Source organism: Kitasatospora sp. SC0581, assembly GCF_048159585.1.
Taxonomy (GTDB): Bacteria; Actinomycetota; Actinomycetes; order Streptomycetales; family Streptomycetaceae; genus Kitasatospora.
On the sequence record NZ_JBLRWA010000038.1, the window covers coordinates 20472 to 46894 of the forward strand.

General features: G+C 73.3%; 24 protein-coding genes. 14 read left to right on the forward strand and 10 right to left on the reverse strand.

Going from position 1 to position 26423, the window contains the following annotated elements:
- The first annotated feature begins 38 nt into the window (after positions 1-38).
- From dnaJ to ACLWS4_RS33950, 3 genes are all read left to right on the forward strand, one after another.
- Positions 39-1202, forward strand: a complete 1164-nt coding sequence (gene dnaJ, locus ACLWS4_RS33940; protein ID WP_049650429.1) for a molecular chaperone DnaJ — start codon at positions 39-41, stop codon at positions 1200-1202.
- Between the two features lie 7 nt (positions 1203-1209).
- A complete protein-coding gene (locus tag ACLWS4_RS33945; RefSeq protein ID WP_380741244.1) occupies positions 1210-1740 on the forward strand; it encodes a heat shock protein transcriptional repressor HspR in 531 nt (176 codons plus the stop codon).
- Positions 1741-1903: 163 nt separating this feature from the next.
- Positions 1904-2911 (forward strand): helix-turn-helix transcriptional regulator, encoded by a 1008-nt coding sequence (locus ACLWS4_RS33950; RefSeq protein ID WP_117488668.1) that lies wholly within the window; start codon positions 1904-1906, stop codon positions 2909-2911.
- A 91-nt stretch (positions 2912-3002) separates the two neighbouring features.
- Here ACLWS4_RS33950 and ACLWS4_RS33955 read toward each other — a convergent pair whose 3' ends face one another.
- Positions 3003-3173, reverse strand: coding sequence for a hypothetical protein (locus ACLWS4_RS33955; RefSeq protein WP_181970623.1), 171 nt, complete (start codon positions 3171-3173; stop codon positions 3003-3005).
- Between the two features lie 331 nt (positions 3174-3504).
- Between ACLWS4_RS33955 and ACLWS4_RS33960 the strand changes: the two genes are divergently transcribed.
- Positions 3505-4122: a hypothetical protein gene (locus ACLWS4_RS33960; RefSeq protein WP_143204511.1), complete on the forward strand. Its 618-nt coding sequence runs from the start codon at positions 3505-3507 to the stop codon at positions 4120-4122.
- Between the two features lie 7 nt (positions 4123-4129).
- On the opposite strand, the gene ACLWS4_RS33965 is transcribed toward ACLWS4_RS33960, so the two are convergent.
- From ACLWS4_RS33965 to ACLWS4_RS33990, 6 genes are all read right to left on the reverse strand, one after another.
- Positions 4130-5101, reverse strand: coding sequence for a LuxR C-terminal-related transcriptional regulator (locus tag ACLWS4_RS33965; RefSeq protein WP_416876137.1), 972 nt, complete (start codon positions 5099-5101; stop codon positions 4130-4132).
- On the reverse strand, positions 5094-6059 hold the full coding sequence (locus tag ACLWS4_RS33970; RefSeq protein ID WP_416876138.1) for a LuxR family transcriptional regulator: 966 nt from the start codon (positions 6057-6059) through the stop codon (positions 5094-5096). The genes ACLWS4_RS33965 and ACLWS4_RS33970 overlap by 8 nt, the downstream gene beginning before the upstream one ends.
- A complete protein-coding gene (locus ACLWS4_RS33975; protein WP_416876139.1) occupies positions 6056-7033 on the reverse strand; it encodes a helix-turn-helix domain-containing protein in 978 nt (325 codons plus the stop codon). The genes ACLWS4_RS33970 and ACLWS4_RS33975 overlap by 4 nt, the downstream gene beginning before the upstream one ends.
- Positions 7026-8000 (reverse strand): LuxR C-terminal-related transcriptional regulator, encoded by a 975-nt coding sequence (locus ACLWS4_RS33980; protein ID WP_416876140.1) that lies wholly within the window; start codon positions 7998-8000, stop codon positions 7026-7028. Before ACLWS4_RS33980 ends, ACLWS4_RS33975 begins: the two co-directional genes overlap by 8 nt.
- Entirely contained in the window at positions 7990-8979 is a 990-nt protein-coding gene (locus ACLWS4_RS33985; RefSeq protein ID WP_049650416.1) for a LuxR C-terminal-related transcriptional regulator, read from the reverse strand. The genes ACLWS4_RS33980 and ACLWS4_RS33985 overlap by 11 nt, the downstream gene beginning before the upstream one ends.
- A gap of 721 nt (positions 8980-9700) precedes the next feature.
- Positions 9701-10810: a TDT family transporter gene (locus ACLWS4_RS33990; protein WP_049650415.1), complete on the reverse strand. Its 1110-nt coding sequence runs from the start codon at positions 10808-10810 to the stop codon at positions 9701-9703.
- A 71-nt stretch (positions 10811-10881) separates the two neighbouring features.
- Here ACLWS4_RS33990 and ACLWS4_RS33995 point away from each other — a divergent pair, with 71 nt between their 5' ends.
- On the forward strand, positions 10882-11823 hold the full coding sequence (locus ACLWS4_RS33995) for a LysR family transcriptional regulator (RefSeq protein ID WP_074001861.1): 942 nt from the start codon (positions 10882-10884) through the stop codon (positions 11821-11823).
- 97 nt (positions 11824-11920) lie between these two features.
- The gene (gene clpB, locus ACLWS4_RS34000; protein ID WP_416876141.1) at positions 11921-14527 is read left to right on the forward strand and encodes an ATP-dependent chaperone ClpB; all 2607 of its coding nucleotides are present in this window, start codon (positions 11921-11923) and stop codon (positions 14525-14527) included.
- A 120-nt stretch (positions 14528-14647) separates the two neighbouring features.
- On the opposite strand, the gene ACLWS4_RS34005 is transcribed toward clpB, so the two are convergent.
- Positions 14648-14929 carry a helix-turn-helix domain-containing protein gene (locus ACLWS4_RS34005; RefSeq protein ID WP_074001862.1) on the reverse strand — a complete coding sequence of 94 codons (282 nt, stop codon included), beginning with the start codon at positions 14927-14929 and terminating at the stop codon, positions 14648-14650.
- 439 nt (positions 14930-15368) lie between these two features.
- On the opposite strand from ACLWS4_RS34005, the gene ACLWS4_RS34010 reads away from it, so the two are divergent.
- From ACLWS4_RS34010 to pyrE, 6 genes are all read left to right on the forward strand, one after another.
- Positions 15369-15926, forward strand: a complete 558-nt coding sequence (locus ACLWS4_RS34010; protein ID WP_049650411.1) for a YbjN domain-containing protein — start codon at positions 15369-15371, stop codon at positions 15924-15926.
- Between the two features lie 129 nt (positions 15927-16055).
- Entirely contained in the window at positions 16056-17216 is a 1161-nt protein-coding gene (locus ACLWS4_RS34015) for a pyridoxal phosphate-dependent aminotransferase (RefSeq protein ID WP_416876142.1), read from the forward strand.
- A 513-nt stretch (positions 17217-17729) separates the two neighbouring features.
- Complete coding sequence (locus tag ACLWS4_RS34020) at positions 17730-18260, forward strand: DUF2617 family protein (RefSeq protein ID WP_049650409.1); 531 nt, start codon at positions 17730-17732, stop codon at positions 18258-18260.
- Positions 18261-18415: 155 nt separating this feature from the next.
- Positions 18416-20062, forward strand: a complete 1647-nt coding sequence (locus ACLWS4_RS34025) for a polyamine aminopropyltransferase (RefSeq protein WP_234348276.1) — start codon at positions 18416-18418, stop codon at positions 20060-20062.
- Positions 20063-20963: 901 nt separating this feature from the next.
- Positions 20964-21995 (forward strand): hypothetical protein, encoded by a 1032-nt coding sequence (locus ACLWS4_RS34030; protein WP_416876143.1) that lies wholly within the window; start codon positions 20964-20966, stop codon positions 21993-21995.
- A 65-nt stretch (positions 21996-22060) separates the two neighbouring features.
- Entirely contained in the window at positions 22061-22597 is a 537-nt protein-coding gene (gene pyrE, locus ACLWS4_RS34035; protein WP_049659651.1) for an orotate phosphoribosyltransferase, read from the forward strand.
- Positions 22598-22702: 105 nt separating this feature from the next.
- Here pyrE and ACLWS4_RS34040 read toward each other — a convergent pair whose 3' ends face one another.
- Positions 22703-23425, reverse strand: a complete 723-nt coding sequence (locus ACLWS4_RS34040; protein ID WP_049659650.1) for a DedA family protein — start codon at positions 23423-23425, stop codon at positions 22703-22705.
- A gap of 362 nt (positions 23426-23787) precedes the next feature.
- On the opposite strand from ACLWS4_RS34040, the gene fbaA reads away from it, so the two are divergent.
- Positions 23788-24810, forward strand: coding sequence for a class II fructose-bisphosphate aldolase (gene fbaA, locus ACLWS4_RS34045; protein WP_049659648.1), 1023 nt, complete (start codon positions 23788-23790; stop codon positions 24808-24810).
- 159 nt (positions 24811-24969) lie between these two features.
- Here the strand turns inward: fbaA and ACLWS4_RS34050 are convergent, their stop codons facing one another.
- Complete coding sequence (locus ACLWS4_RS34050) at positions 24970-25389, reverse strand: DUF3151 domain-containing protein (protein ID WP_049659647.1); 420 nt, start codon at positions 25387-25389, stop codon at positions 24970-24972.
- 218 nt (positions 25390-25607) lie between these two features.
- Between ACLWS4_RS34050 and ACLWS4_RS34055 the strand changes: the two genes are divergently transcribed.
- Entirely contained in the window at positions 25608-26405 is a 798-nt protein-coding gene (locus tag ACLWS4_RS34055; RefSeq protein ID WP_416876144.1) for a DUF3152 domain-containing protein, read from the forward strand.
- Positions 26406-26423 lie beyond the last annotated feature (18 nt).

Sequence of the window (26423 nt, forward strand, 5' to 3'; positions counted from 1 at the left end):
AGCTCAGTGACGATGGACATCGGGAGGTGGCGTACGCCATGAGTGGCAAGGACTTTGTCGAGAAGGACTACTACAAGGTCCTCGGCGTGCCCAAGGACGCCACCGCCACCGAGATCAAGAAGACCTACCGCAAGCTCGCGCGCGAGTTCCACCCCGACGCCAACAAGGGTGACGCCAAGGCCGAGGAGCGGTTCAAGGACATCTCCGAGGCGTACGACGTCCTCTCCGACGAGAAGCGCCGCAAGGAGTACGACGAGGCCCGCAGCCTCTTCGCCAACGGCGGCTTCCGGGCCGGCGGCGGCCCCGGCGGCACCGGCAGCTACAGCTTCGACTTCGGCGACCTCTTCAGCGGCAGCCAGGGCGGCGCCGGCAGCGGGGGCGGCATCGGCGACGTCTTCGGCGGCCTCTTCAACCGCGGCGGCACCCGGCAGGCCCAGCCCCGGCGCGGCGCCGACGTCGAGACCGAGGTGACGCTCTCCTTCGAGGAGGCGGTGGACGGCGCGACCGTCCCGCTGCGGATGACCAGCCAGGCCCCCTGCCGCAGCTGCAACGGCACCGGCGCCAAGACCGGCACCACCCCGCGGGTCTGCCCGACCTGCGTCGGCGCGGGCACCGTCAGCCGCGGCCAGGGCGCCTTCGCGCTCTCCGAGCCGTGCAAGGACTGCCGCGGCCGGGGCATGATCGTCGACGACCCGTGCACCGACTGCCACGGCAGCGGCCGGGCCAGCTCGGCCCGCACCATGCAGGTCCGCATCCCGGCCGGCGTCCAGGCCGACCAGCGCATCCGGCTCAAGGGCAAGGGCGCACAGGGCGAGCGCGGCGGACAGCCCGGCGACCTCTACGTCACCGTGCACGTCGACCCCCACCCCGTCTTCGGCCGCAAGGGCGACAACCTCACCGTCACCGTGCCGGTCACCTTCCCCGAGGCCACGCTCGGCGCCACCATCGAGGTGCCCACGCTGAACGGCCCCGCCGTGAAGCTCAAGCTGCCCCCGGGCAGCGCCAACGGCCTCACCATGCGCGCCCGCGGCAAGGGCGCCACCCGCAAGGACGGCACCCGCGGCGACCTCCTCGTCACCGTCGAGGTCGTGGTGCCGCAGCACGTCACCGGCGACGCGCTGAACGCCCTCGAGCAGTACCGCGAGGCCACCGCCTCCGACGATCCGCGCGCCGCCCTCTTCCGGGCGGCGAAGGGAGCGTGACGACCAGATGTCCCCGATGAACCCGATCGACCCCGACACCCCGATCGGCCCCGGCCTCGGCGAAGGCCTGCCCGGCGCCGGCCCCCGCCGCACCCGCCGCGCCGCCACCGCCCCGCCGGCGTACGTCCTCACCGAGGACACCCCGGTGTACGTCATCTCCGTGGCCGCCGAACTGTCCGGCCTGCACCCGCAGACCCTGCGCCAGTACGACCGCCTCGGCCTGGTCTGCCCCGACCGCACCGCCGGCCGCGGCCGCCGCTACTCCGCACGCGACATCCAGCAGCTGCGCGAGGTCCAGCGGCTCTCCCAGGACGAGGGCATCAACCTGGCGGGCATCAAGCGGATCATCGAGCTGGAGAACCAGGTCACCGCCCTCCAGTCCCGCGTCACGGAACTGGTCGACTCCCTGGAAGGCGCCGCCACCGCCCTCCAGCAGCGCGAGGCCGCCGTCCACGCCTCCTACCGCCGCGACCTCGTCCCGTACCAGCCCCCCACCCCGCAGTCCAGCGCCCTCGTCGTCTGGCGCCCCAAGCGCTGACCGGGCACCCACCTGCCGCCGGCCCCTCCTCTCGGGGGGTGCCGGCGGCTGCCGTGTGGTGAGAGAGTGACACCCTGACAAACTGACCGAACGGTCGCACGGTCGACGTGCCGCAGGATTCGCAGCCTAGACTTCAGGGCCGACAGATCCTGAACAGCCCCGGATGGACGGCAAGGAGCCGAAGATGAGTGGACGGGCTCAACTCGGTCCCACCGCGGGTGGGACTCCCGCTCTGTCACCCGAGGCCCGGGCCCTCTACCTGGAGATCGTCAGGGCCGGCGGGCGGGTTTCCTCGGAATCCAGGTGCCACCAGCCCAACACGCTCACCGAACTCCTGGAGATCGGGCTGCTGATGCCCGATGCCGACGAACGCAGCGACTTGGTCGCCGTCGATCCAGCACAACTCTCGGCACGACTGAGCGGTACTTGGCAGCGCCAGGCCCTCGACCTCCTGTCCCGGGCGGTTTCCCTTCCGGTTGAACTCCAGGAGCTTTCCCAGGAATTCCATGCGCCGGAAAAGAGCAGTGGCGCGATCGAATACGTCCAGGGCAAGGTTCTGATAAACCAGAGAATCGACCAACTCATGGCGGCGGGGGTCGAAGAAGCTCTTGCCCTGCAACCGGGCGGACCACGCCCGCCCGAACTGCTGGCCTCGATGATCGAACGCGACCTCGATGCACTGAACAGTGGCACGGCCATGCGCACCATCTACCACGCCAGCACGCGCTACCACCAACCCACCAGGGACTACGTGGCCAGACTTGCGAAGGCCGGTGGGCAGTTCCGCACGCTGGACGAGCCGTACACGCGACTCATCGTCATCAACCGGCGGGCAGCTGTCATACCGGTGGCCGACGACATGACGCTGGCAGCATTCATCTTCGAACCGGTGATCGCCAATTATCTGGCAGAGGAAGTATTCGAACCAAGCTGGAACAGGGCTCTCGAATTCGACGGCAACCGCGCTGTTCCCCAGCAAGTAGTGTCGCGGCTCCGCCAGACCATCATCGACCTGCTGCTCGCCGGGATCAACCACCGGGTCATCGCACGCCGCCTGGGCATCAGTGAACGAACTCTCGCCCGGCACATAGCCGAAATGCGCGAAGACTACAACGTGGAGTCACTGTTCCAGCTCGGATATGCCCTCGCCCGCGCATCAGAGCACTCCTGACAGCAGGAACACACGAGGGATGTCGGCCTCGCCGGGCCAACAGGACTCAGTGCACCGACAATCCCGGGAAGCTCCGCAGTCCGTATCGGGATTAGGACCAGCCGACATCCAAGTCGCTGACCACACCACGCTGCATGGAGACCGTGACCGCGCCCGCCGGAGTGCCCACGTCCGAAGCCGCGGAATACGCAAGAGCCAACAAGGCCACGCCGGCAACCGACATCAATGCGGTCTTGCGGACAAATCGGCGCAGACGAGACATGCACCTACCCCTTCCTCATGCGTACGGCATCAACCGACAAGAGAAGCACTATCGTCCACATGCTGCCTCAAGTCGTACAGACATGCCAAGCCCTACCTCCGCGTCATCTCCCTGCCAGGCATCCACATGACACCGGTGAACCCTGGACGCGACGGCTGTTAGCGATGGACGATCAGTTCGCTCTCGATGGTCCGACAGAGCCCCCAATCCTGGCAATGTTCAATCAAATACGCCATCACCGCCCATCCGTTGTAAGCCGTCCAGCCTGATCACACGCATCCGCTCAAGCAGTGCCCCGATCGCGCCGGAAGGCCACTTCCCCGGAGTCGACATGACCGAGCCCTACCTGCGTCACCACGACAGCCAGGCCCCTGAGGGTCGGCGTGCACGTGTGTTCCTGGCCGCCCCGCTGATGCGACTGACCGGGCCGGCCGACAGCGTGGTGACCCTCGCCAGCCGGACGCGGCTGACGACGCTCCGCACCACCCTCCTCCGCAGCGGTGCCGCCGTGTACAGCGCGCACCACAGCGACGCCTGGACCATCTCCGGCCGCGCGCCGGAGCCCCGCGTCCCCTCCGACTTCCGCGCCCTCCAGTCCGCGGACCTCGTGTTCGCCTACGTCGGCGCCCCGCTCTCGGCCGGTGTGAGCCTGGAGCTCGGCTGGGCGTCCGCGCTGCGCAAGCCGATCGTCCTCCTGGTCGACGAGGCCATCACCCACAACCCGCTGATCGCCACTATCGAGCAGGTCGCCCCCGTCCTCCCGCTGGTCTTCGACGACACCTGGTCGCAGGAGGCCCTCAACCACACGGTCGAGACCGCGCTCGACTGGGCCGGCATGGCGCTCTCCCTGCGCGAGGGCTTCTGGACCGCCCCCGGCGAGCAGTTCAACGTCCCCCGGCAGCAGCCCGCCGTCCCCGGCTACTGGCCGACCGGCGCCGCCACCGGCTGAGCAGCGGCTACCCACCGGGCTCCCCCGCCCGGGCTCCCCGCATCTGCCAGCCCAACTGGAACAGCGTCTCCGCGTCGTACAGCTCACGCAGCCGGGCGATGTGACCGGCGACGGTGCGTTCGCTCAGCCCCAACCGGCTGGCGATCGCCCGCTGCGTGAGGCCGCGGGCGAGCAGCCGCCCGACCTGCTCGTGGGCGGCGGGCGCCACCGAACCGGCGGCCAGTGCGGCCCAGTCCACGACGTGGGCCTGCTGCCAACGCTGCTCGAAGACGTCGACCACGTACGCGACCACCGCGGGATCCTCCACCACGGCGGCGACCTTGTTGTCAGGGGTCGCCGGGATCACGGCGACGGTTCGGTCGAAGATGAGCGTCCGGCTGAAGGCGGCGTCGAGGACGCGGATCCGCGAGCCGATCCTCGTGGACTCCGCCGCGAACTCGACCTGGTCCCCGTCCAGTCGGGCCTGCGGCTGGTAGATCGTACGCACCGAGCCACCGCGCTCGATGTAGCGGAGCGTATGGGCCAGACCGTCCCCCCGCTGCGCGGGCGGCTGGAACCGGCCCGGCTGGGCGGTCAGGCACTCGTGCGGATAGTCCTTGATGAGCCGGGCGACCAGGTGCCGGATCTCCACCATGCCCGCCACCCTCCGCACCCCGCCCGCCGGTTCCGTCCGACGTGGTGCCGCGTCGTAGGCCTGGGTGAGGTCCTCCAGCAGATCCGGAATGAGAGCGGCCTTGGCGAGCAGGCGGGAACTCTCCTCCCGCAGTTCGGTACCCAGGCGTTCGCCCACGGCCCGGGGGTTGATCGAGGTGTAGAAGCCGTCCGTGGCATGGAGGAGCAGGAGTCCCAGGTCGGCGAGTTGTCTGACCGTCGGCTCGTCCTCGGGACGGATGTCGGCGACGTGGAGGCGGCCGCCGTCCCGGAGGATCTCCCGGTAGAGCTCCCGGGCGGCGGCGTCTGGCAGGTCGGCGTCAGACATCGCGAGCCCCCCGCATCTGCCAGCCCAGTTGGAACAGCGTCTCGGCGTCGTACTGATCCCGCAGCCGGGCGATGTGGGCCGCGACCGTCCGCTCGCCCAGGCCCAGGCGGGTGGCGATCGCCCGCTGGGTGAGGCCGCGGGCGAGCAGCCGGCCGACCTGCTCGGGCACGGACGGCTCGCTGGAACCGGATGCCAGGGAGGCCCAGTTGACGCCCTCGGCGTCCTGCCAGTGCAGTTCGAAGGTCCGCACCAGGAAGTCGACCACGGCCGGGTCGTCGATGACGGCCGCGCTGGTTACCCCCGGTGCGGCGGCGACCACCGCCACGGTGCGGTCGAAGATCAGCATCTTGGGGAACGAGAACGCCGCGACCCTGATGTGGCAGCCGATCCCGGTCAGCCGGGCAGCCAGTCGGACGGTAGAGGCGTCGAGACGGGCCGCGGACTGGTAGAGGGTGCGGATCGAACCACCTGTCTCCAGGAAGCGGCGGGCGTGGTTCACGGTGTCGTCGGCGGCGTCCACCGGCCGGGCGCCGCCGGGGTGGGCGCAGAGTGCCTCGTGGCGAAGCTCCTCGGAGAGTTGGGAGACCTGGTGCCGGATGTTCTCCATGCCCTCGACGACCCGGGTGCTCCCGGAGCGGTCGCGGCGGCGGGACGCCGCGTCATAGGCGACGGTGAGGTCGCCGAACACGTCCGGGAGTTCCTCGGCCCGCGTCAGCAGACGCGTGCCGGCCGCCCGCAGGTCGGCGCCGATCCGGGCCGTGACCGAGCGCGGGTCCACCGCGCTGAGCGAGCCGTCCAGGACGTACGGCTTCAGCAGCCCCAGGTCCATCAGGGTCTGGACGGTCTGCGCGTCCTCCTCCGCCACGTCCGCGATCCGGATCCGGCCGCCCTCGCGCAGGATGGCCAGGTAGAGGGCGCGGGCGGTGTCGTCGAGCAGGGCGAATCCGGTATCGGTCACAGCCGCTCCCCCCGCATCTGCCAGCCCAGCTGAAACAGCGTCTCGGCGTCGTACTGCTCCCGCAGCCGGGCGATGTGGCCGGCCACGGTCCGCTCGCCCAGGCCCAGGCGGGTGGCGATCGCGCGCTGGGTGAGGCCCTGGGCGAGCAGTCGGGCGATCTGCTGATGGCTGGGCGAGTCGGCGGAACCGGCGGCCAGGGCAGCCCAGTTGACTCCCTCGGCGCGCTGCCAGAGCTGCTCGAAGGTGTCCACCACGAAGGACACCATCGCCGGGTCGTCGACCACGGCGGCGCTGGTGTGATCGGGAGCGGCCGGGATGACGGCCACGGTGCGGTCGAAGACCAGGAAGCGTGTGAACGGGACGTCGAGGATCCGGGTGGTGCAGCCGAGCAGGGCGACCTCGGCGGCGAAGCGGACGGTCGGCGGGTCCAGTCTGGCCGAGGCCTCGTAGAGCGAGCGCACGGTGCCACCGCGCTCGTGGACGCGGCGGGCGCGGTCGAGGGAGTCGGGTAGCAGTTCGGCGGGACGGGGGCCGCCGGGCTGGGCGGTCATCGTCTCGTCGGGGAACTCCTGGGCCAGCAGTTCCAGTTCGTGCCGGATGTCCTCCTTCGCCGTGAGGTAGCGGACCCCGGCCGTGCCGCTCCGCCGTTTCGGGGTCGCGTCGTAGGCGCGGGTCAGTTCGCCCATCAGCTCGGGCAGTTGCTCGGCCTCCACGAGCAGGCGGGCGCTCTGTCGGCGGATCTCGGTGCCGATCCGCTCCGTGGCCGCCCGCGGGTCGACCGCGCTGTACGCCGCGTCCTGCAACTGCGGCACCAGCAGCCCGAGTTCCACCAGCCGTCGGAGCGCAGGCCCGTCTTCCTCGCCGACCTCGGCCGACCGGACCCGGCCGCCTTCGCGCAGGACGGCGAGGTAGAGGGCGCGGGCGGCGGCGTCCGGGAGGGCGGCGGAGAGCGGGGTGGCGGGGGTGTCAGTCATGGTGTTCTCCGCGGAGCTGCCAACCGAGGTGGAAGAGGCTGTGGGCGCCGTAGCGGTCGCGCAGCCGGGAGATGTGGGCGGCGACGGTGCGTTCGCTCACGCCGAGCCGGGTGGCGACGGCCCGTTGGGTGAGGCCGCGGGCGAGCAGCCGGCCGATCCGGACGGTGGTGACGGACGGCGGGTCGAGGTGGCGATCGGCGGGGGTGGCGCGGGCCCAGTCGCGTTCGAACTGGGCGACCAGGTAGGCGACGGTGGTGGGGTCGGTGAGGAAGGCGGCCCGGTTGCGGTCCTCGTCGGCGGGGATGACGGCCACCGCGCGGTCGAAGACCAGTACCCGCTCGTACGGTTCGGCGAGGACGCGGACCTGGGCGCCGTGCCCGGTGCGCAGCGCGACCTGGCTCCGTGCGGCGGGGTCGGCGAGGGTGACCGGCTGGTAGACGGTGCGCAGCGAGCAGCCGCGGCGGAGCAGCGAGAGGTCCTGGGCGAGGGCCATCCGGAGGGCTTCGAGGGGACGCGGTCCGGGCTGGGCGGCGAGGACCTCCTCCCGGCATTCCGAGACGAGTTCGCCGACCCGCCGGCGGACCTCGGCGGCGTCGTCGACGGTGCCGGCCGCGGGATCGCCGGCACCGGGATCGCCGGCACCGGAGTGGACAGCCGGGAGGTCGACACCCGGGTGGCGGGCGGCGTCGTAGGCGCGGGCCAGTGGCCCGAGGGTGTCCGGGAGCCGCTCGGCGTGCCGTAGCAGGCGGAGGGCGCGGGTGCGCAGTTCGAGGCCGATCCGGTCGCCGAGGGCGCGCGGGCTGGCGGCGGTCCAGCCGGTGGCGGTGGGGGTGAGCAGGCCGCGGGCGACGAGGGCGGCCAGGGTGGGGCGGTCGGCGGGGGCGAGGTCCTCGGGGCGCAGTCGGCCGCCGCCCCGGACGGCGGTGAGGTAGAGCGCCCGCTCGGCCGGGCCCGGCTCATCGGTCATCGCGGGAGCCTCGCATCAGCCAGCCGAGTTGGAAGAGGGTCTGGGCGCCGTAGCGGTCGCGCAGCCGGGAGATGTGGGCGGCGACGGTGCGTTCGCTCAGGCCCAGCCGGGTGGCGACGGCGCGCTGGGTGAGGCCGCGGGCGAGCAGCCGGCCGACCCGGTCGGGGATGGTGCGGGCGGGTGTCTGGCCGGGGGCGGCGGCGCCGGCGGTGTCGGCGCGGGCCCAGTCGCGTTCGAAGGTGCCGACCAGGTAGGTGATGGTGGCCGGGTCGGTGATGAAGGCGGCGGTGCTGTTGTCGTCGTTGGCGGAGATCACGGCGACGGTCCGGTCGAAGACGATCAGCCGCTGGAAGGGCTCGTCGAGCACCCGGATGAGCGAGCCGTGCCGGGTGACCTCCTCGGCGTAGGCGAGGGCGGGCGGGTCGGCGAGGGCGACCGGCTGGTAGATGGTGCGCAGCGAGCAGCCGCGCCGGAGCAGTTGGACGTCCTGGAGGAGGGCGACCTGGAGGGTGTCGGCGGGCCGGTGGCCGGGTTGCGCGGTGAGGACCTCGGAGCGGCAGTCGGAGACCAGTTGGGAGATCCGCTGGCGGATGTGGACGTGCCCCTCGACGTGGACGGCGCCGCCGGCCCGGTCGGTCGGCCGGGGCATCGCGTCGTAGGCCCGGGTGAGGCCGTCGAGGGCGCCCGGGAGGTTCTCCGCGCGGACCAGCAGCCGGGTGGCCTCGCTGCGCAGTTCGGCGCCGAGGCGGTCGCTGACCGAGCGCGGGCTGACGGCGGTGTAGCAGCGGTCCATCCGGTTGACCATCAACAGGCCGATGTCGATGAGCTGTTGGAGCGCGCCCCGGTCGGCGTCCGCGACCTCGCCGGTGGGGACGCGGCCGCCCTCGGCGATGATGGCCAGGTAGAGCTGCCGGGCGGCCTCGTCGGGCTCCTCGCCCACCGGTCCCTGCTGCGGTGTGACCGCCGGTTCCGCCGTCACGTCGCACTCTCCCTGCCGGACGCCTCTCCCCTGCTGCTGCCCCTGTTCCTCGCCGCGCGGGCCGCGGCACCGGTGGGCCGGGCGGGCTCACGGTGCCGGTGGGCGGTACGGCGTGATCATGGATCAGGCGGTCACGGTACCGGGTGGGACGGCGGACCCCCGGGCCCGGGTGCCGTCGCACGCCGGGTCGTCCGGGGGCCGCCATCGGTACGCCAATGCCAAGGCGCTCCCGTCGAGGCGGAGCAGCAACGCCTCGACGGGTCCGGCCGGGAGGCCATCACCACACATGGTCCCGGCCGGCGCCCTTCCCCCCCGTTCCACCGGTGCGGGTTGTCGCACCTGCGGTCAGTTTCGAAGAGCGAGTCGCCACCATCAGGCTGCGGTTGCCTGGACGACTTGGCGTGCCTCCACCCTCACAGCGTGACGGCCGGTGAACAAGTGCCGCCCGAGTGCATGTTCGCGCAATTGCAGCTATCTGCATCCGGGGGGCGGCCGCGGGCGGTTCGGGCGGTGGGGCGGATTCCGGTGGGAACCCGGGCCTGGAAGGGGAGTCGGCGCCGACCGGCACTTCCGCCGGGCCGCCGGGCGCGGTCGTCCCGGCCGTGCACGTTCCTGCATCCGCGGCGTGCTCCTGAGCCGTACCGTCCGCGCGCGGGAACGGGCCCGGCCGCCCGCACCGCGCGGACGGCCGCCCCGGGCGACGGGCACCTCAGCGGGCCCCTCAGCGGGCCAGCAGCCGCCCCCGCGCGAGCCCGGCCGCGGTGCCGCCCGCGGCGAGCACCCAGGCGGACGCGAGCAGCAGGTACAGGCCGACGGCCAGCGCGCTGAAGCCCGCGAAGCCGGTGTGCCGGGCGAGCGCGGAGGCGCCGGTGACGCAGGTGCCGACCGGGAAGGTGTACGCCCACCAGGTCATCGCGAACGGCATCCCGGCCCGCCGGGCCCGCAGGTTGGCGGCGAGCGCGACGGCCAGCCAGAGCATCGCGACGCCGATCACCGCCACGCCGTACAGCTCGGCGAGGTCGGTCATGGCGGGGGCCAGCGCGGGCAGTACCGGGCGGGCGGCGTCGGCGAGCTGGTGGACCGCGGTGACGGACTGGCCGAGCGGGCCGAGCACCAGGAACAGCGTGGGGGTGAGCGCCAGGGCGGGCAGCCTGCTGTGGAACAGCCCGGTGAACACCACCGGCAGCAGCACCAGGGTGGCCAGCAGGCCGACGCCGAACAGCGCCCAGCAGCCGTACAGCATGGCCTGCTGGGCCGTTCCGGCCGGCAGGTGCGGGACGAGCGCCGGGCCGCAGGCGGAGGCGACCAGCGGGGCGACCACCGGCAGCAGCCAGGTCGGGTTGGCCTCCAGGGCGGAGACCCGGTGCCGGGTGATCATCAGGTACGGGATGCCGCCGGCCACGGCCAGCGCGTACACGGTGCCGAGGCTCCACAGCACCGCGTCCAGGGCGACCGCCGGGCCGGTGCCGATGACCCGGGAGCCGAGCAGCATGGTGCCCAGTCCGACCGAGAGCAGCGCCATCGGCGGGCAGCCGTAGAAGACCGCGGTCGCCGGGTTGTCCAGCAGCTGGGCGCGGGCCGCCTCGCGGTGCCGGGTGAGGTGGACCAGCCGGGCCCCGGCCAGCACCAGCAGGGCGGCCAGCGCGAGCGCCCACAGCACCTCGCCGAAGCCGGTCAGCCCGGGCGGCCGCACCGGCAGGACGGCGGCGCCGTTCGCCAGGATCGCGGTGCCCATCACGGCGGCGTACCAGTTGGGGCCGAGCTGGGCGAGGTCGGGCCGGCGGCGGGCGGCGGGGCGGGCGAGGGGTCGGATACCGGCCAGAGTGGACATGCTCCCACCGTCGCCCGGAGGGCCCGGCGGCCGGTAGCGCCGGGGCTTCTATGGGGGCATAGCCTGGATCTATGCCCCTCTCCTCGCACGTCCCCGAACTCGGCGCCCTGGAACTGCTGCTCGCGGTGGCCCGGCTGGGCAGCGTCGGACGGGCGGCGGCCGAGCTGGGCGTCAGCCAGCCGACCGCCAGCGCCCGGATCAAGGGCATGGAGCGGCAGATCGGCGTCGCGCTGCTGGACCGCTCGCCCCGGGGCAGCCGGCCGACCGAGGCGGGCCGGCTGGTGGTCGAGTGGGCCCGGCAGGTGGTGGAGGCGGCGCAGGCGCTGGACGCCGGGATCGACGCGCTGCGCGAGCGGCGGGACGCCAAGCTGCGGGTGGTGGCCAGCCTGACCGTCGCCGAGTACCTGATGCCCGGCTGGCTGCTGGGCCTGTCCGAGGCCAGCCCGGGCACCGCGGTGACGCTGCGGACGGCGAACTCGGCGGAGGTCGCCGGGCACGTCCTGGCCGGGGACGCCGACCTCGGCTTCGTCGAGGGCCCGTCCACCCCGCCCGGGCTGGCCGGCGCGGTGGTGGCGGCGGACCGGCTGGTGGTCGTGGTGGCGCCCGGCCACCCGTGGGCGCGCCGCCGCGCCCCGCTGACCGGGGCCGAGCTGGCGGCCGTCCCGCTGGTGCTGCGCGAGCCCGGCTCGGGCACCCGGGAGGTGCTGGAGGCGGCCCTGAAGCCCTACGGGGGCGCGGCGCGGCCCCGGATGGAGCTGGCCTCGTCGACCGCGCTGAAGGCGGCGGCGATGACCGGGGCAGGGCCGGTCTGCCTGAGCGAGCTGGCCGTGGTGGAGGAGCTGGCCACCCGGCGGCTGGTCGAGGTGCCGCTGGTGGAGGAACTGGACCTGCGGCGGCCGCTGCGCGCGGTCTGGCCGGCCGGGCAGCGGCCGAGCGGGCCGGCCCGGGAGCTGCTGGGGCTGACCCGGCGGCCCGTCGGGCGTCCGGCGGCACGTCGGCTTCCCCCAGCCTGAAGAAGCCCTGTCCGGGAAAGGTTGAGCGGAATAGACTCAACTTAGTGCATGCTGTACGTAGCAGTAGTGAAGGACGACCAGGGAGGACCCCCCAGCAGTGGACGCCAGCAAGTTCACCACCAAGACGCAGGACGCCCTGTCCGCCGCGATCCGGCAGGCGGGCACGGCCGGCAACCCGGACGTCAGGCCGGTGCACATCCTGATCGCCCTGCTGGAGCAGCCCGAGGGCATCGCCCGGCCCCTGCTGGAGGCGGTCGGCGCCGACGTCGCCCGGGTCGACGCCGAGGCCCGCCGCCAGGCGGCCGCGCTGCCCAGCGCGATGGGCTCGACGGTCTCCGCGCCGCAGCTCGCCCGGGACACCATCGCGGTGCTCACCGAGGCCGGCAAGCGTGCGAGCGACCTCGACGACCAGTACGTCTCCACCGAGCACCTGATGGTCGGCCTGGCCGCCGAGGGCGGGCAGGTGGCCGAGCTGCTGGTGCAGCAGGGCGCCACGCCGAAGGCGCTGCTCGCCGCGTTCAAGGACGTCCGGGGCAGCGGCCGGGTCACCTCGCCGGACCCGGAGGGCACCTACAAGGCGCTGGAGAAGTACGGCACCGACCTCACCCAGGCCGCCCGGGACGGCAAGCTCGACCCGGTGATCGGCCGCGACCACGAGATCCGCCGGGTGGTCCAGGTGCTCTCCCGCCGGACCAAGAACAACCCGGTGCTGATCGGCGAGCCCGGCGTCGGCAAGACCGCCGTGGTCGAGGGCCTGGCCCAGCGCATCGTGGCCGGCGACGTGCCGGAGTCGCTGCGCGGCAAGCGGCTGGTCGCGCTGGACCTCAGCGCGATGGTCGCGGGCGCCAAGTTCCGCGGCGAGTTCGAGGAGCGGCTGAAGGCCGTCCTGAACGACATCAAGGCCTCCGACGGCCAGGTCGTCACCTTCATCGACGAGCTGCACACCATGGTCGGCGCGGGCGCCGGCGGGGACTCCGCGATGGACGCGGGCAACATGCTCAAGCCGATGCTGGCCCGCGGCGAGCTGCGGATGGTCGGCGCCACCACGCTGGACGAGTACCGCGAGCGGATCGAGAAGGACCCGGCCCTGGAGCGCCGCTTCCAGCAGGTGCTGGTCGGCGAGCCCAGCGTGGAGGACTCGATCGCCATCCTGCGCGGCCTCAAGGGCCGGTACGAGGCGCACCACAAGGTGCAGATCTCGGACGCCGCCCTGGTCGCCGCGGCCACCCTGTCCAACCGCTACATCACCTCCCGCTTCCTGCCCGACAAGGCGATCGACCTGGTCGACGAGGCGGCCTCCCGGCTGCGGATGGAGATCGACTCCTCCCCGGTCGAGATCGACGAACTCCAGCGCTCGGTCGACCGGTTGCGGATGGAGGAGCTGGCCCTGGAGAAGGAGTCGGACCCTGCCTCGGTCGACCGGCTGGCCCGGCTGCGGCGCGACCTCGCCGACCGGAACGAGCAGTTGAGCGTGCTCACGGCGCGCTGGGAGCAGGAGAAGAAGAGCCTCAACCGGGTCGGCGAGCTCAAGGGGCGGCTGGACGACCTGCACGGCGCGCTCGAACGCGCCCAGCGCGACGGGGACTTCGAGCGGGCGTCCAAGCTGATGTACGCCGAGATCCCGGCCGCCGAGAAGGAGCTCACCGACGCCCAGGAGCGGGCCGCCGACCAGGACGCCTCCGCGTCGATGGTCAAGGAGGAGGTCGGCCCGGACGACGTGGCCGACGTGGTCGCCTCCTGGACGGGCATCCCGGCCGGCCGGCTGCTGGAGGGCGAGAGCGCCAAACTCCTGCGCATGGAGGAGGAGTTGGGCCGTCGCCTGATCGGCCAGAAGGAGGCCGTGCAGGCCGTCTCGGACGCGGTGCGGCGCACCCGCTCCGGCATCGCCGACCCGGACCGCCCGACCGGCTCCTTCCTCTTCCTCGGCCCGACCGGCGTCGGCAAGACCGAACTCGCCAAGGCCCTGGCCGACTTCCTGTTCGACGACGCCCGGGCCATGGTCCGGATCGACATGAGCGAGTACGGCGAGAAGCACTCGGTCTCCCGCCTGGTCGGCGCCCCGCCCGGGTACGTCGGCTACGAGGAGGGCGGCCAGCTCACCGAGGCGGTCCGCCGCCGCCCGTACAGCGTGGTGCTGCTGGACGAGGTGGAGAAGGCGCACCCGGAGGTCTTCGACGTCCTGCTCCAGGTGCTGGACGACGGGCGGCTCACCGACGGCCAGGGCCGCACGGTGGACTTCCGCAACGCCATCCTGATCCTCACCTCCAACCTGGGCTCGCAGTACCTCGTCGACCCGGCCACCCCGGAGGCCGAGAAGCGGGAGCTGGTGCTGGGCACCGTCCGGTCCGCGTTCAAGCCGGAGTTCCTCAACCGGCTGGACGACATCGTGGTCTTCGAGCCGCTGGGCACCGGCGAGCTGAGCCGGATCGTCGACCTCCAGGTCGCCCTCCTGGGCGAGCGGCTGCGGGAGCGGCGGCTCACCCTGGACGTCTCCGAGGCCGCCCGCGACTGGCTGGCGCTCACCGGCTACGACCCGGCGTACGGCGCCCGCCCGCTGCGCCGGCTGGTGCAGTCCGCGATCGGCGACCAGCTGGCCCGGGCGATCCTGTCCGGCGCGGTGCACGACGGGGACACCGTCGTGGTCGAGCGGGACGAGGAGGGCGACCGCCTCACCGTCCGCGGCCGGGGGCCGCTGGAGAAGTAGCACCGCCGGGCGTCCGGCGCACGGGCCGTTCCCTCCGCTCCGGCGGCGGGGGACGGCCCGTTCCGCGTCCCCGGCCCGGTTCGCGCCCCCGGCCCGTCTCGCGCCCCGGGCCGGACGCCGTCACTCCGCCGCCTGCCGCAGCAGCCGCCGCGTCCGGTCCCGCCGGCTGCGCGCCAGCCGGTGCAGTTCGGCCACCTGGGCGTCCGGCAGGTTCCAGGTCTGGGTCAGCAGCCGCAGCGTGGACACCCGCGGGCAGGACACCTCCCGTTCCAGGTCCCGGATCGACCGCACGCTCAGCCCGGTCGCCTCGCCCAGCTGCTCCTGCGTCATCCCCCGGTCCAGCCGGATGCTCCGCAGCAGCGCCCCGAGCGATGCGCCGTCCCCCGTCGCCGCTCCACCCACTCCTGTTCCCCCCTCAATTCCGGACAGTCCGCCTCAGGACAGCTCAACTCACCCGGCTGGGCCGGGATTTGACCGAAGCGATTTCCGTCGCACGCTAACCGCATCCGGCCCGCGCGGCAGCCGAACCGGCGCGCCGGGCGCGTGACGTGGCTCACGCGCGCTCTCCGGACGGCCTCCGCCCCGCCCCGCGCACCCTCCGTGACGGCCGCCCGCTCCACCCCTGCCGGAACCGCCGGGGAACACCCGGGGGAAGCCCGGGAAGAACCCGGGAAGGACACCTGGAACGACACCGCGAAGAACGCCGTGAAGAACGCCGGACGAAGATCGACTCGCCCCTCGGCTGCCCCTGTGAGCGGAGCCCCGAATGAGGCAGGATGGGAGGTGGAAAGGGCGGCCTCTCATTGCCGGCCACCACGTGCACTGAGGAATGAGGACCCCCATGAGCATCGACCCGTCGTCCATCCCGTCCTTCGGCGTCCCCCAGGGCGGCCAGCCCGGCGGCCAGGGCGGGCGGCCGGCCGGCCCGCCGCCGATCATCGTCCCGGACCAGGGCCTGGTCACCCAGCTGCTGGACCAGATGCAGCTCAAGCACGTCGTGGACGAGGAGGGCGACCTCACCGCCCCCTGGGAGGGCTTCCGCGTCTACTACATGTTCCGCGGCGAGCAGAAGGAGCTCTTCGCGGTGCGCGCCTTCTACGACCGCGCGTACCCGCTGGAGAAGAAGGGCGAGATCCTCGACCTGATCGACGAGTGGAACCGCGAGACCCTCTGGCCCAAGGTCTACACCCACACCCACGAGGACGGCGTGGTCCGCCTGATCGGCGAGGCCCAGATGATCGTCGGCGCCGGCGTCAACCTGGACTACTTCGTCACCACCACCGCCAACTGGACCCAGGCCGCGGTCGGCTTCGAGCAGTGGATCGTCGAGCGCCTCGGCCTCCAGAACGAGATCGAGGGCGAGGACGGCGAGGGCGCCGAGGGCACCGACGAGGCCTGATCCCTCCCCGGTACCCCCCGCACCGCCCGTTCGGCCCGCCACCCGCCCCCACGGCGGTGGCGGGCCGTTCTTGTCCCCGGCTCCCGGCTGACCCAGGATGGCCTGACAACGAGCCGTGAGGAGCCACCGATGGGTACCAGGCCACTGCTGAACCGCCGACTGGCCGGGATGGGCACGACGGTCTTCGCCGAGATGTCCGCCCTGGCCACGGCCACCGGCTCGATCAACCTCGGCCAGGGCTTCCCGGACACCGACGGGCCCGAGGAGGTCCGCGAGGCGGCCGTACGGGCCCTGCGCGAGGGCCGCGGCAACCAGTACCCGCCCGGCCCCGGCGTCCCCGAGCTGCGCACCGCAATCGCCGAGCACCAGCAGCGCTTCCACGGCCTCGCGTACGACCCGGACAGCGAGGTGCTGGTCACCGCCGGCGCCACCGAGGCCATCGCCGCCACCCTGCTGGCCCTCCTGGAGCCGGGCGACGAGGTGATCGCCTTCGAGCCGTTCTACGACTCGTACGCCGCCTGCATCGCGATGGCCGGCGCCACCCGGGTGCCGCTCACCCTGCGGGCCCCGTCCTTCCGCCCCGACCTGGACGAGCTGCGCTCGCTGATCACCCCGCGCACCCGGCTGCTGCTGATCAACACCCCGCACAACCCGACCGGCACCGTCCTCACCGCCGAGGAGCTCGCCGCCATCGCCGAACTCGCCGTCGAGCACGACCTGCTGGTCGCCACCGACGAGGTCTACGAGCACCTGGTGTTCGGCGCCGCCCACCACCCGATCGCCGCCCTGCCCGGCATGCGCGGACGCACCGTCAGCATCTCCTCGGCCGGCAAGACCTTCTCCTTCACCGGTTGGAAGGTCGGCTGGGTCACCGCGAGCCCGGACCTGGTGGCGGCCGTGCGCACCGCGAAGCAGTACCTCACCTACGTCAGCGCGGGCCCCTTCCAGTACGCCGTCGCCGAGGCCCTGCGGCTGCCGGACACGTACTTCGACACCCTCCGCGCCGACCTGCTGCGCAAGCGCGACCTGCTGGTCGACGGTCTCGCCGCGGCCGGCTTCCGGGCCTTCACGCCCGAGGGCACGTACTTCGTCACCACCGACATCACCCCGCTCGGCGAGAAGGACGGCATCGAGTTCTGCCGTGCCCTGCCCGGCCGTTGCGGCGTCGTCGCCATCCCGAACGCGGTGTTCTACGACGACGTGGAGGCCGGCCGTAGCCTGGTCCGCTTCACTTTCTGCAAAAAGGACGAGGTCCTTCAGGAGGCCGTCGCCCGCCTGCGGCGCCTGTGAGGGGCCGCACGCCCCCTTTCACGCCCTTCTCCGCACCCTTCGAACAGGACTGCCCGCAGCCCGACACCAGTTCTGATGGATCATCAACTTCCTTGATCGGCTTGCTTGTTTGCCGCCACTGAGGCACGCTGGCCGACCCTCCGGGCACTCTCCCGCCGCCCTCCACGCCCCGCGCCTGGAGGGCGGCGGTGCGTGATGCGCCCGAACAGCGCACACCCGGCGCGCACGGCGCGCAATCCGGTGATAGGGGCGCGCGCTGTGCAGACTCGTACACGGGCTCGATCAGAGCCGGGAAGCAGGTGTGCTCGAAACGGTGAATGCTTGACAAAGTTGGGTAAATCACCGGCGGGCCCGACGTATTCGTGCTTCTCTGCTGCTGAATCTCCAGCCGGAATCCTTCCTTCCACGGTCGGCCGCGCCCAGGGCCGCACAGCCACGAACAGCCTCGCCATCGCCTAGGCCTACTCGGTGCTGCTCGGCGGGCGCGCACGGAGCTGAAACGCGGAGCCGAGCATGCTCACCACACTGCAGACCTCCTACACGGACACCCGCGCCGGTGACCTCGCCTGGTGCCTCGGCGGCGACCCGCTGCCCGCTCTCGCCGTCCGCGACCTGAGACTCGACGGAGGCGGCCGCCCGGGCGCGTCCGGCACCCTCCAGCTGCGCCTGCTGGGCGCCTCCCACCAGGTGGTGATCGACGCGGGCCCCGGCCGATGTCTGGAGACCGTCGCCTGCCTGCCCGGCCGCCGCACCCCGCTGCCGGCCCGGGTGGCCAAGCAGATCGGCGGCTGGGAGTACGAGTTCGCCGCCCGCATCGAGGCGCTGCCGCCGCACGACTTCGCGGCCCGCGCCCAGGAGCTGCTGGCCCTGGTCGAGGGGCACCCCCGGGGCCTCGCCGGGGTCTTCCCGGGCGACCCGAGCGCCTTCACCGCGCTGGTCACCCAGGGCGGCCCGGACCGGCTCCTGTGGCGCACCTGGCACGCCTACCCGCAGGAGGGGCAGCTGGTGTGCACCCGCTCCTCGCTGGTGGTGTCCGGGGCATGACCGCCCCCAAGTCCGGAGCGGAACACCGGTCCGGCCGTAGGCCGCCCAACCCGGGCCTACGAATCGTACGCAGGAACGATTCGTCAATTCGACGTCGCTCACTGTCCGTCGGATGGGCGCAGCCATCCGTCCCGCACGTCCCCTAGCGTTTGTTCGTGATCAACCATCCGGCCGGTCCGCCCGCACGCCCGCGAGTGGACCTCGACGACGGCACCCCACCCCGGCCCGGGCGAGCCCACGCCCCACTCCTGCCCGCCCGCCGTCGGCCCCGGCTGCGCTCCCGACCACGGTTCGCCCGCCTGACCGTCCTGCTGGCCGCGTTCGTCTGCGCGGCCTGCGGACTCGTCTACGAGCTCGAACTCGTGGCGCTCGGCGACTACCTGCTCGGGGACACGGTCACCCAAACCTCCGTCGTGCTCTCCGTCATGGTCTTCGCGATGGGCCTCGGCTCCCTCCTCGCCAAACGGCTCACCAGCCGGCCCGCCACCGCCTTCGCCCTGGTCGAGTGCGCGCTCGCGCTCACCGGCGGACTCTCCGTCCTCGCCCTCTACTCCTGCTGGGCCTGGATCGGCCGCTACCAGGCCGCCATGGTCGGCCTCACCTGCCTGATCGGCATCCTCATCGGCGCCGAGATCCCCCTGCTGATGACCCTCATCCAACGGATCCGGCGCGAGGACGCCGGACGGGCCGTCGCCGACCTGTTCGCCGCCGACTACGTGGGCGCCCTGATCGGCGGCCTCGCCTTCCCGTTCCTGATCCTGCCCGGCCTCGGGCCCGGCGACGGAGCACTGCTCACCGGCGCCGTCAACGCCGTCGCCGGGGCCGCCGTGGTGCTCTGGCTGTTCCGCGAGGAACCCGCCCCCCGGATACGACGGCTGCTCTGGGGCGGCTGCCTGCTGGTGCTCGCCGTGCTCGCGGCGGCCGCGGCCGGCTCCGACGCCGTCGAACGCGCCGCCCGGCACGCCCTCTACGGCGACCAGGTCCGCTACGCGACCCGCAGCCGGTACCAGGAGATCGTGCTCACCGGCCCCGCCGAAGGCCCGCTCCGGCTCTACCTCGACGGCCGGCTCGCGGTCTGCGGACCCGACGAGTACCGGGGCAGCGAGGGCCTCGTCCACCCCGCCATGGCGGCCGGCCCGGACGCCCGGGTCCTGCTGCTCGGCGGCGGCGACGGACTCGCCCTGCGGGAAGTGCTGCGGCACCGGGGCGTCCGCACCGTCCGGCTGGTCGACGCCGACCCCGCCCTCCCCCGGCTCGCCCGCACCGACCCCGGGCTCGCCGCCCTCGGCGGGCGCTCCCTGGACGACCCCCGGGTCCGCACCACCGCCGCCGACCCGATGGCCTGGCTGCGCGGCGCGGGCGCCCCCGGCGGGGACGGACCGTACGACGTGGTGCTCGCCGACCTCCCGGCACCGGCCGACGGCGGACCGGTCAAGTTCCACTCCCAGGAGTTCTACGGCCTCGCCACCCGGCTGCTCTCCCCCGGCGGCCGGATCGCCGTCCGCGCCGGGAGCGACCTGGACGGCCTCTGGCAGATCGAGTCCGGCCTGCGGACGACGGGCCTGCAGACCGCCCCGTACGCCGTCCCGGGCAGCGCCACCGCCGCCTGCCGCCCCGGCCCGCCCGACGGCGCCCAGAACTTCCTCCTCGCCGCCGCCACCCGCCCCCCGCTCACCCTCGCCCCCGACGCCCCGGCCCCCCGCGCCCTCACGCCCGACACCCTCCACGCCACCACCACCCGCCTCACCGCCCTCCGCCCCGCCCACCCCCCGGCCGCCCTCACCCTCCTCGGCCCCCGCTGAGGTCGCCGCTGAGCCGCGGCCCGGCCATCGTTGAGGCCGACAGCCGGGAACCCCCGCACCCGCACCCACGCCGCCGCTCCCACGGCCCTGCGGAGCCGCCGCCGGCTGCACCCGACGCCCCGGGAAGAGCGGCCGGGGGACGGCGGCCCCCGCCGGACACGGCGGGGGCCGCCCGGCATCCGCGAAGCGGGCCGAGGCGGGCAGAAGCCCCCTCCGCTACCCGGGGTCCGCGCGCAGGCGGAACGGTGATCGACTCGCCGCCCCCATCGCCGCTGCGCGAGAAGTCGATCCAGCCGACTTCCCACGCGGGGAGGCCCAGAAGAACGGGCTCCTCGACCGGCAAGCCCCCGCACGGGCGGGGCCGCTCGGCAGCCGGGGAGCGGGCCCAGGCAGGAGAAGGCCCATGGCCCCGGCCCACCTTGCGGGGGCGGACGGCCGCCGGACGACGGGCGACGGAGCGGGTCCCGTCGCGGTGCGGGGCCGATGGGGAGGGCAGCCCCGGGCCCGGGGGCCGCTGGATAGGCGCGGGCCCAATGGGCAGGACCGTGGGCGGCCCCGGGCCCTGCAGGGCCAAGTGGGCGAGGCGGGGCCGGAGGATGCGGGGCCCGTGAGCGGGGCGGCCCCGGGCCTGGGGCCGGTGGATGGGCGCGGGCCCGGTGCGCAGGGCTGTGGGCGGCCCCGGGCCTGGGGCCGGGTGGGTGGGGCAGCACCGGAGGGCGCGGGGTCGGTGGGCGTACGCAGCCTCGGGCCTGCGGGGCCGGAGGGTGCCGGGCCTGGGGGCGGGGCGGCCCAGGCTCGGGGCCGGGACGATGGTGCGACGGCCAAGGGAACGGGTGGGATGGGGAAAATCTGGTGGTGGTGGGTAGGGACCGGGCGGGGACCAGTCGGTAGGCTCCGTGGCATGGAGCATGAGGTTGTCGTCCCGATGTCCGCCGAGCTGGTGCGGCAGGCCTTGCAGGATCCGGCGCTGCTGGCGCGGAGCGTGCCGGGGCTGAGCACCGAGCCGGCCGCGGCCGGGTCCGGTGCGGCCGAGGAGATCGGCGGCCGGCTGAAGCTGCGGATCGGCGGCTCCACGATCACGTACAAGGGCGTGCTGTCGCTGATCGAGGGCCGGGAGGGCGTGCTGACCGTGCTCGCCGAGGGCGAGGAGGCCCGGGGCAGCGGTGAGGCGACCGCGACCGTCCGGGTCAGCGTCGTGGACGGCGCCGAGGAGGGCACCGCGGCGATCCGCTTCACCGGCGACCTGAGCGCCACCGGCCGGCTGACCGAGTTCGACGAGGAGACCCTCGACGCCACCGGCCGCCGTCTGCTGGACAGGTTCGCCGCCGCGCTGGTCGCCCCGGAGGGCGAGCAGCCGCAGGACCAGGAGGGCTCGGAGGACCTGGACGAGCAGGAGGACCAGGCCGCGGAGACCTCGACCGGCGCGGGTGTGGTCTTCATCGAGGAGCGCCAGGACCAGCCCGGCGACGACCTGGACGACGACCTCTCCGACCTGATCGCCTTCTCGGACGCCGACGCCGAGCGCTTCGGTCTGCCCACCGGCTCCGCCGACGACGACGAGGACGACGTCGATGGCGAGGGCGAGGGCGAGGACGCGGACGGCTCCGCCGAGCAGGACGGCGTCGCCGAGGAGCTGCCCGCCGAGCCGCTCTTCGCGTACGAGGACGAGCCGGTGCTCTCCGGCCCGGTGCGCCGCAGCATCGTCGGCCGGTCCGCCGAGGAGGTGGACCACGCCCCGCCGCGCGGCCCGTACGCCCCGGCGCTGCCCGCCCGCAGCGCGCGGGCCCGGGCGGCGTCCCGCTGGGGCGGGGAGGCCGGCGGGATCGTGGTGCCGGGCGCCGGCGGCCGCAACGCGGTGCCGTGGGTGATCGGCGGCTCGGTGGCCCTGCTGGGCGGTGCCGTGGTGCTGGTCAGGGCGCTGCGCCGCCGCTGACCTGGCGTCGGCCGGGCGCGAGCCCGGAGAGCCGCGGGGACTGCCAGGGCCTAGACTGAACGCTCATGAGCAACGACCGCGACGCCCTGCTGGCACAGATCAAGGACAAGGCCGTCGTGCACGGCAAGGTCACCCTCTCCTCCGGCAAGGAGGCCGACTACTACGTCGACCTGCGCCGGATCACGCTGGACGGCGTGGCCGCCCCGCTGGTCGGCCGGGTGATGCTGGACGCGACCTCGCACCTGGAGTACGACGCCGTCGGCGGTCTGACCCTGGGCGCCGACCCGGTGGCCGCCTCGATGCTGCACGCCGCCGCCGCGCGCGGGCAGCAGCTGGACGCCTTCGTGGTCCGCAAGACCGGCAAGGCGCACGGCCTGCAGCGCCGGATCGAGGGCCCGGAGGTCAAGGGCCGCCGGGTGCTGGCCGTCGAGGACACCTCCACCACCGGCGGCTCGGTGCTGACCGCCGTGGAGGCGCTGCGCGAGGCGGGTGCCGAGGTGGTCGGCGTCGCGGTGATCGTGGAGCGCGGCGGCGCGGCCGCCGTCGAGGCCCAGGGCCTGGAGTACGTGACCGCGTACACCCTGGACGACCTGGGTCTCTGACCCCGACCCGCCGGGACGACAAGGCCGGGACGACGAACGACCGAGGGCCGGTGCTGTTTCACGTGAAACAGCACCGGCCCTCGCCGTGTCCGGAGCGGCGGGCGCTCAGCCCCGCCGGTGCCGGCCGCCGCCGGCCTGGACCTGGCTCTCCTCGTCGACCTCGGCACCGACGCCGGCCCGCTTCTTCTTCCGCTCGCGCATGACCTCGATCAGGATCGGCGAGATGGACAGCAGGACGATCAGCAGCACCGCCGGGATCAGGTACTTGTCGATCACCGGGGCGAGCGCGTCACCGAAGAAGTAGCCGATCAGCAGCATGGACTCGGTCCACAGCACGCCACCGATCACGTTCCAGACGAAGAAGGTCCGGGCGGGCATCTCCAGGGTGCCGGCGACCGGGTTCAGGAAGGTGCGGATGATCGGCATGAAGCGGGCCAGCACGACGGCCTTGCCGGAGCCGAACTTGTTGAAGTACTCCTCCGCCTTCACCACGTAGTCGCGGCGGAAGATCTTCGAATCGGGCTTGTCGAACATCTTCGGCCCGACCTTGGCACCGATCAGGTGCCCGAGCTGGGCGCCGGCGATCGCCGCGATCGGGCAGCCGATCAGCAGGACGGCGATCGGCAGCTTGGCGCCGTCGCCGAGCACCGAGGAGGCTGCGTTCGAGGCGGCGACGCCCGCGAGGATCAGCAGCGAGTCACCCGGGAAGAAGAAGCCGACCAGCAGGCCGGTCTCCGCGAAGATGATCGCGATCAGCCCGATGGCGCCGAGGGACGAGATCAGGGATTTGGCGTCGAGCAGGTTGACGGCCAGCTGGTTGTAGTCCACGGGCGCAGGATAGCGGGCGCACCTTGCCGGCGACGCGGGCGTACCGTGCCGACGGCGCCCGGCCGGGACCGGTTCCGGCCCCCGCCGGGGCCGCCCGGGTGCCGCCGTGCGCCCGTACCGTGCGACGTTCCGCATGGCGGGCTCCTGCTGACCCGCGGGCACGAGTCTGGGAAGATGGCACAGGCGTCCGGTCCGCGGTGGCACACCACCCTCATGGCCGTACCGCGCAGGTCGCCGCGAACGTGCCGGAGAGCCACCACCGCAACGCCGCGCGTCGGCGGGCCGGCACGGAGTCGTCACGAAGGCGTACACAGCGTCGGACAGCACCGTCCGTACGCCGCAACCCGACAGGAGCGGATCGCATGCCCATCGCAACTCCCGAGGTCTACAACGAGATGCTCGACCGGGCCAAGGCGGGCAAGTTCGCCTACCCGGCCATCAACGTCACGTCGTCGCAGACCCTGCACGCCGCGCTGCGTGGTTTCGCCGAGGCCGAGAGCGACGGCATCATCCAGATCTCGACCGGTGGCGCGGAGTTCCTGGGCGGCCAGCACAGCAAGGACATGGTGACCGGCGCGGTCGCGCTCGCCGAGTTCGCCCACATCGTCGCCGCCAAGTACGACGTCACCGTCGCGCTGCACACCGACCACTGCCCGAAGGACAAGCTGGACGGCTACGTCCGCCCGCTGCTGGCGGTCTCCGCCGAGCGCGTGGCCAAGGGCGAGAACCCGCTGTTCCAGTCGCACATGTGGGACGGCTCGGCCGAGACCCTCGCCGACAACCTGGCCATCGCCCAGGAGCTGCTGGCCCAGGCCGCCGCCGCCAAGATCATCCTCGAGGTCGAGATCACCCCGACCGGCGGCGAGGAGGACGGCGTCACCCACGAGATCAACGACGAGCTGTACACCACCGTCAACGACGCCGTGCGCACCGCCGAGGCGCTGGGCCTGGGCGAGCAGGGCCGCTACCTGCTGGCCGCCTCCTTCGGCAACGTGCACGGCGTGTACAAGCCGGGCAACGTCGTGCTGAAGCCGGAGCTGCTGCGCGAGCTGCAGGACGCGATCGGCAAGCAGTACGGCAAGACCGACCCGTTCGACTTCGTCTTCCACGGCGGCTCGGGCTCGACCGCCGAGGAGATCGCCACCGCGCTGGAGAACGGCGTCGTGAAGATGAACCTGGACACCGACACCCAGTACGCCTTCACCCGCCCGGTGGCCGGCCACATGTTCGCCAACTACGACGGCGTGCTGAAGGTCGACGGCGAGGTCGGCAAGAAGAACACCTACGACCCGCGCACCTGGGGCAAGCTGGCCGAGGCCGGCATGGCCGCCCGCGTGCGCGAGGCCGCCGAGCAGCTGCGTTCGGCGGGCAAGCGCCTGAAGTGAGGCCCGCGCCCCGCGTAGGACCCGCGCCCCGAGCGTGAGAAACGGGTGCCCCCGGCGGACTCCGCCGGGGGCACCCGTACGTCGGGGGTGTCTACCGCTCTACGGCTCTGCCGCTCTCTACGGCTCTACCGATCTCTACGGCGCTGCCGCTCGACCGCTCTACTGCTTGAGCTCCGCGTACGCCTCCGCGCTGCTGTCCTTCAGGAACTGCCAGCAGCGGGCCTCCTCCTCGGTCTCCTTGATCGCGCCGGCCGCCCGGGCGAGCGCCGCCAGGCAGCGCAGGAAGCCGCGGTTGCCGCGGTGCTCCCACGGCACCGGGCCGTGGCCCTTCCAGCCGTTGCGCCGCAGCGCGTCCAGACCACGGTGGTAGCCGGTACGGGCGTAGGCGTACGACTCGACGTACCGGCCCGCCGCGTAGGCGTCGTCGGCCAGCATCGCCCAGGCGAGGCAGAAGACCGGGAACTCGGCCGCCACCTGGGTCGGGGAGGCCGATTCCTCCGCCAGCATCCGGTAGGGCCGCTCCTCCTCCGGGAGCAGGGTCGGTTCGGGACCGTCGAGAAGATTCCTGTGAATCGCCATGCCCTGAAGTCTGCCACCCGAGACGCAGGGGTCAACCGCCGTCCCGGACGGGCGGCCGCCACGGGCACCGGCGCCGCCCACGGGAAGGTGGACATTCACCCGTTCGCCATGCCAGTGTGAAGATCATGTCTGCAGCCCGATCCGTCGGCAGGCGCACCGCACCGCCCCGGAAGGGCGGTCGCCGACGCCGCCGGCAGCGGCGCAGACCCGGTCCTGGCATGCTCACGGCACTGGTGCTCTCCGTTCTGGTGCTGGGCGCCGCGGCGGTCATGCTGAACCGCCCCTCGGCCACCCCGGTCACCACCCCGACCACCCAGGCGAGGGTCGCCCCGCCGGCCGAGCAGGCCGCCACGGCGGCACCGGCGCCGGCTCCCGCACCGGCCGACACCCCGCCGCCCCCGCCGGCCCCGACACCGACCCCGCCGCCCGCCCCCGCCGCGCCGGACCCCGGCCCCGCCAAGGGCGCGGGCACCTTCACCGTCGCCCCCGCCACCGCCAAACCGGTCGGGCGCGGCACCGTGCGCCGCTACCGGGTCGAGGTCGAGGACGGCATCGGCATCGACGCCCCGTCCGCCGCCGCGCAGGTCCACGGCATCCTCGGTGACAAGCGCGGCTGGACCAACGACCGCAAGAACGGCTTCCAGCTGGTCGCCGACGGCCCGTACGACTTCACCGTGAAGATCGCCTCACCGGCCACCGTGGACCGGATCTGCGGCGCCTCCGGACTGGACACCCACGGCGAGGTCAACTGCAACGTCGGCAACCAGGTGCTCGTCAACTCCAAGCGCTGGAACACCGGTTCACCGCAGTTCAGCGGCCCGCTGGAGGAGTACCGGGCACTGATCGTCAACCACGAGGTGGGCCACCGGATCGGCCACGGGCACGAGGGCTGCCCGGGCGAGGGCAAGCCCGCGCCCGCGATGATGCAGCAGATCTACGGTCTCAAGGGCTGCGCGCCCAACGCCTGGCCGTACTCGGCGGAGGGCACCTACCTCAGCGGGCCGTCCGTCCCGTAGCCCGCGGGACCGGAGCCG

Coding starts and splice junctions, on each gene's coding strand:
- ACLWS4_RS33960 (WP_143204511.1), top strand. CDS start 3,505: ATGACCGAGCCCTACCTGCGTCACCACGACAGCCAGGCCCCTGAGGGT.
- fbaA (WP_049659648.1), top strand. CDS start 23,788: ATGCCCATCGCAACTCCCGAGGTCTACAACGAGATGCTCGACCGGGCC.
- ACLWS4_RS33965 (WP_416876137.1), bottom strand. CDS start 5,101: ATGTCTGACGCCGACCTGCCAGACGCCGCCGCCCGGGAGCTCTACCGG.
- ACLWS4_RS34010 (WP_049650411.1), top strand. CDS start 15,369: ATGAGCATCGACCCGTCGTCCATCCCGTCCTTCGGCGTCCCCCAGGGC.
- dnaJ (WP_049650429.1), top strand. CDS start 39: ATGAGTGGCAAGGACTTTGTCGAGAAGGACTACTACAAGGTCCTCGGC.
- ACLWS4_RS33995 (WP_074001861.1), top strand. CDS start 10,882: ATGCCCCTCTCCTCGCACGTCCCCGAACTCGGCGCCCTGGAACTGCTG.
- ACLWS4_RS34015 (WP_416876142.1), top strand. CDS start 16,056: ATGGGTACCAGGCCACTGCTGAACCGCCGACTGGCCGGGATGGGCACG.
- ACLWS4_RS34055 (WP_416876144.1), top strand. CDS start 25,608: ATGCTCACGGCACTGGTGCTCTCCGTTCTGGTGCTGGGCGCCGCGGCG.
- ACLWS4_RS34050 (WP_049659647.1), bottom strand. CDS start 25,389: ATGGCGATTCACAGGAATCTTCTCGACGGTCCCGAACCGACCCTGCTC.
- ACLWS4_RS33980 (WP_416876140.1), bottom strand. CDS start 8,000: ATGACCGATGAGCCGGGCCCGGCCGAGCGGGCGCTCTACCTCACCGCC.
- ACLWS4_RS34030 (WP_416876143.1), top strand. CDS start 20,964: ATGGAGCATGAGGTTGTCGTCCCGATGTCCGCCGAGCTGGTGCGGCAG.
- ACLWS4_RS33950 (WP_117488668.1), top strand. CDS start 1,904: ATGGACGGCAAGGAGCCGAAGATGAGTGGACGGGCTCAACTCGGTCCC.
- ACLWS4_RS33990 (WP_049650415.1), bottom strand. CDS start 10,810: ATGTCCACTCTGGCCGGTATCCGACCCCTCGCCCGCCCCGCCGCCCGC.
- ACLWS4_RS33945 (WP_380741244.1), top strand. CDS start 1,210: ATGTCCCCGATGAACCCGATCGACCCCGACACCCCGATCGGCCCCGGC.
- ACLWS4_RS33955 (WP_181970623.1), bottom strand. CDS start 3,173: ATGTCTCGTCTGCGCCGATTTGTCCGCAAGACCGCATTGATGTCGGTT.
- ACLWS4_RS34020 (WP_049650409.1), top strand. CDS start 17,730: ATGCTCACCACACTGCAGACCTCCTACACGGACACCCGCGCCGGTGAC.
- ACLWS4_RS33975 (WP_416876139.1), bottom strand. CDS start 7,033: ATGACTGACACCCCCGCCACCCCGCTCTCCGCCGCCCTCCCGGACGCC.
- pyrE (WP_049659651.1), top strand. CDS start 22,061: ATGAGCAACGACCGCGACGCCCTGCTGGCACAGATCAAGGACAAGGCC.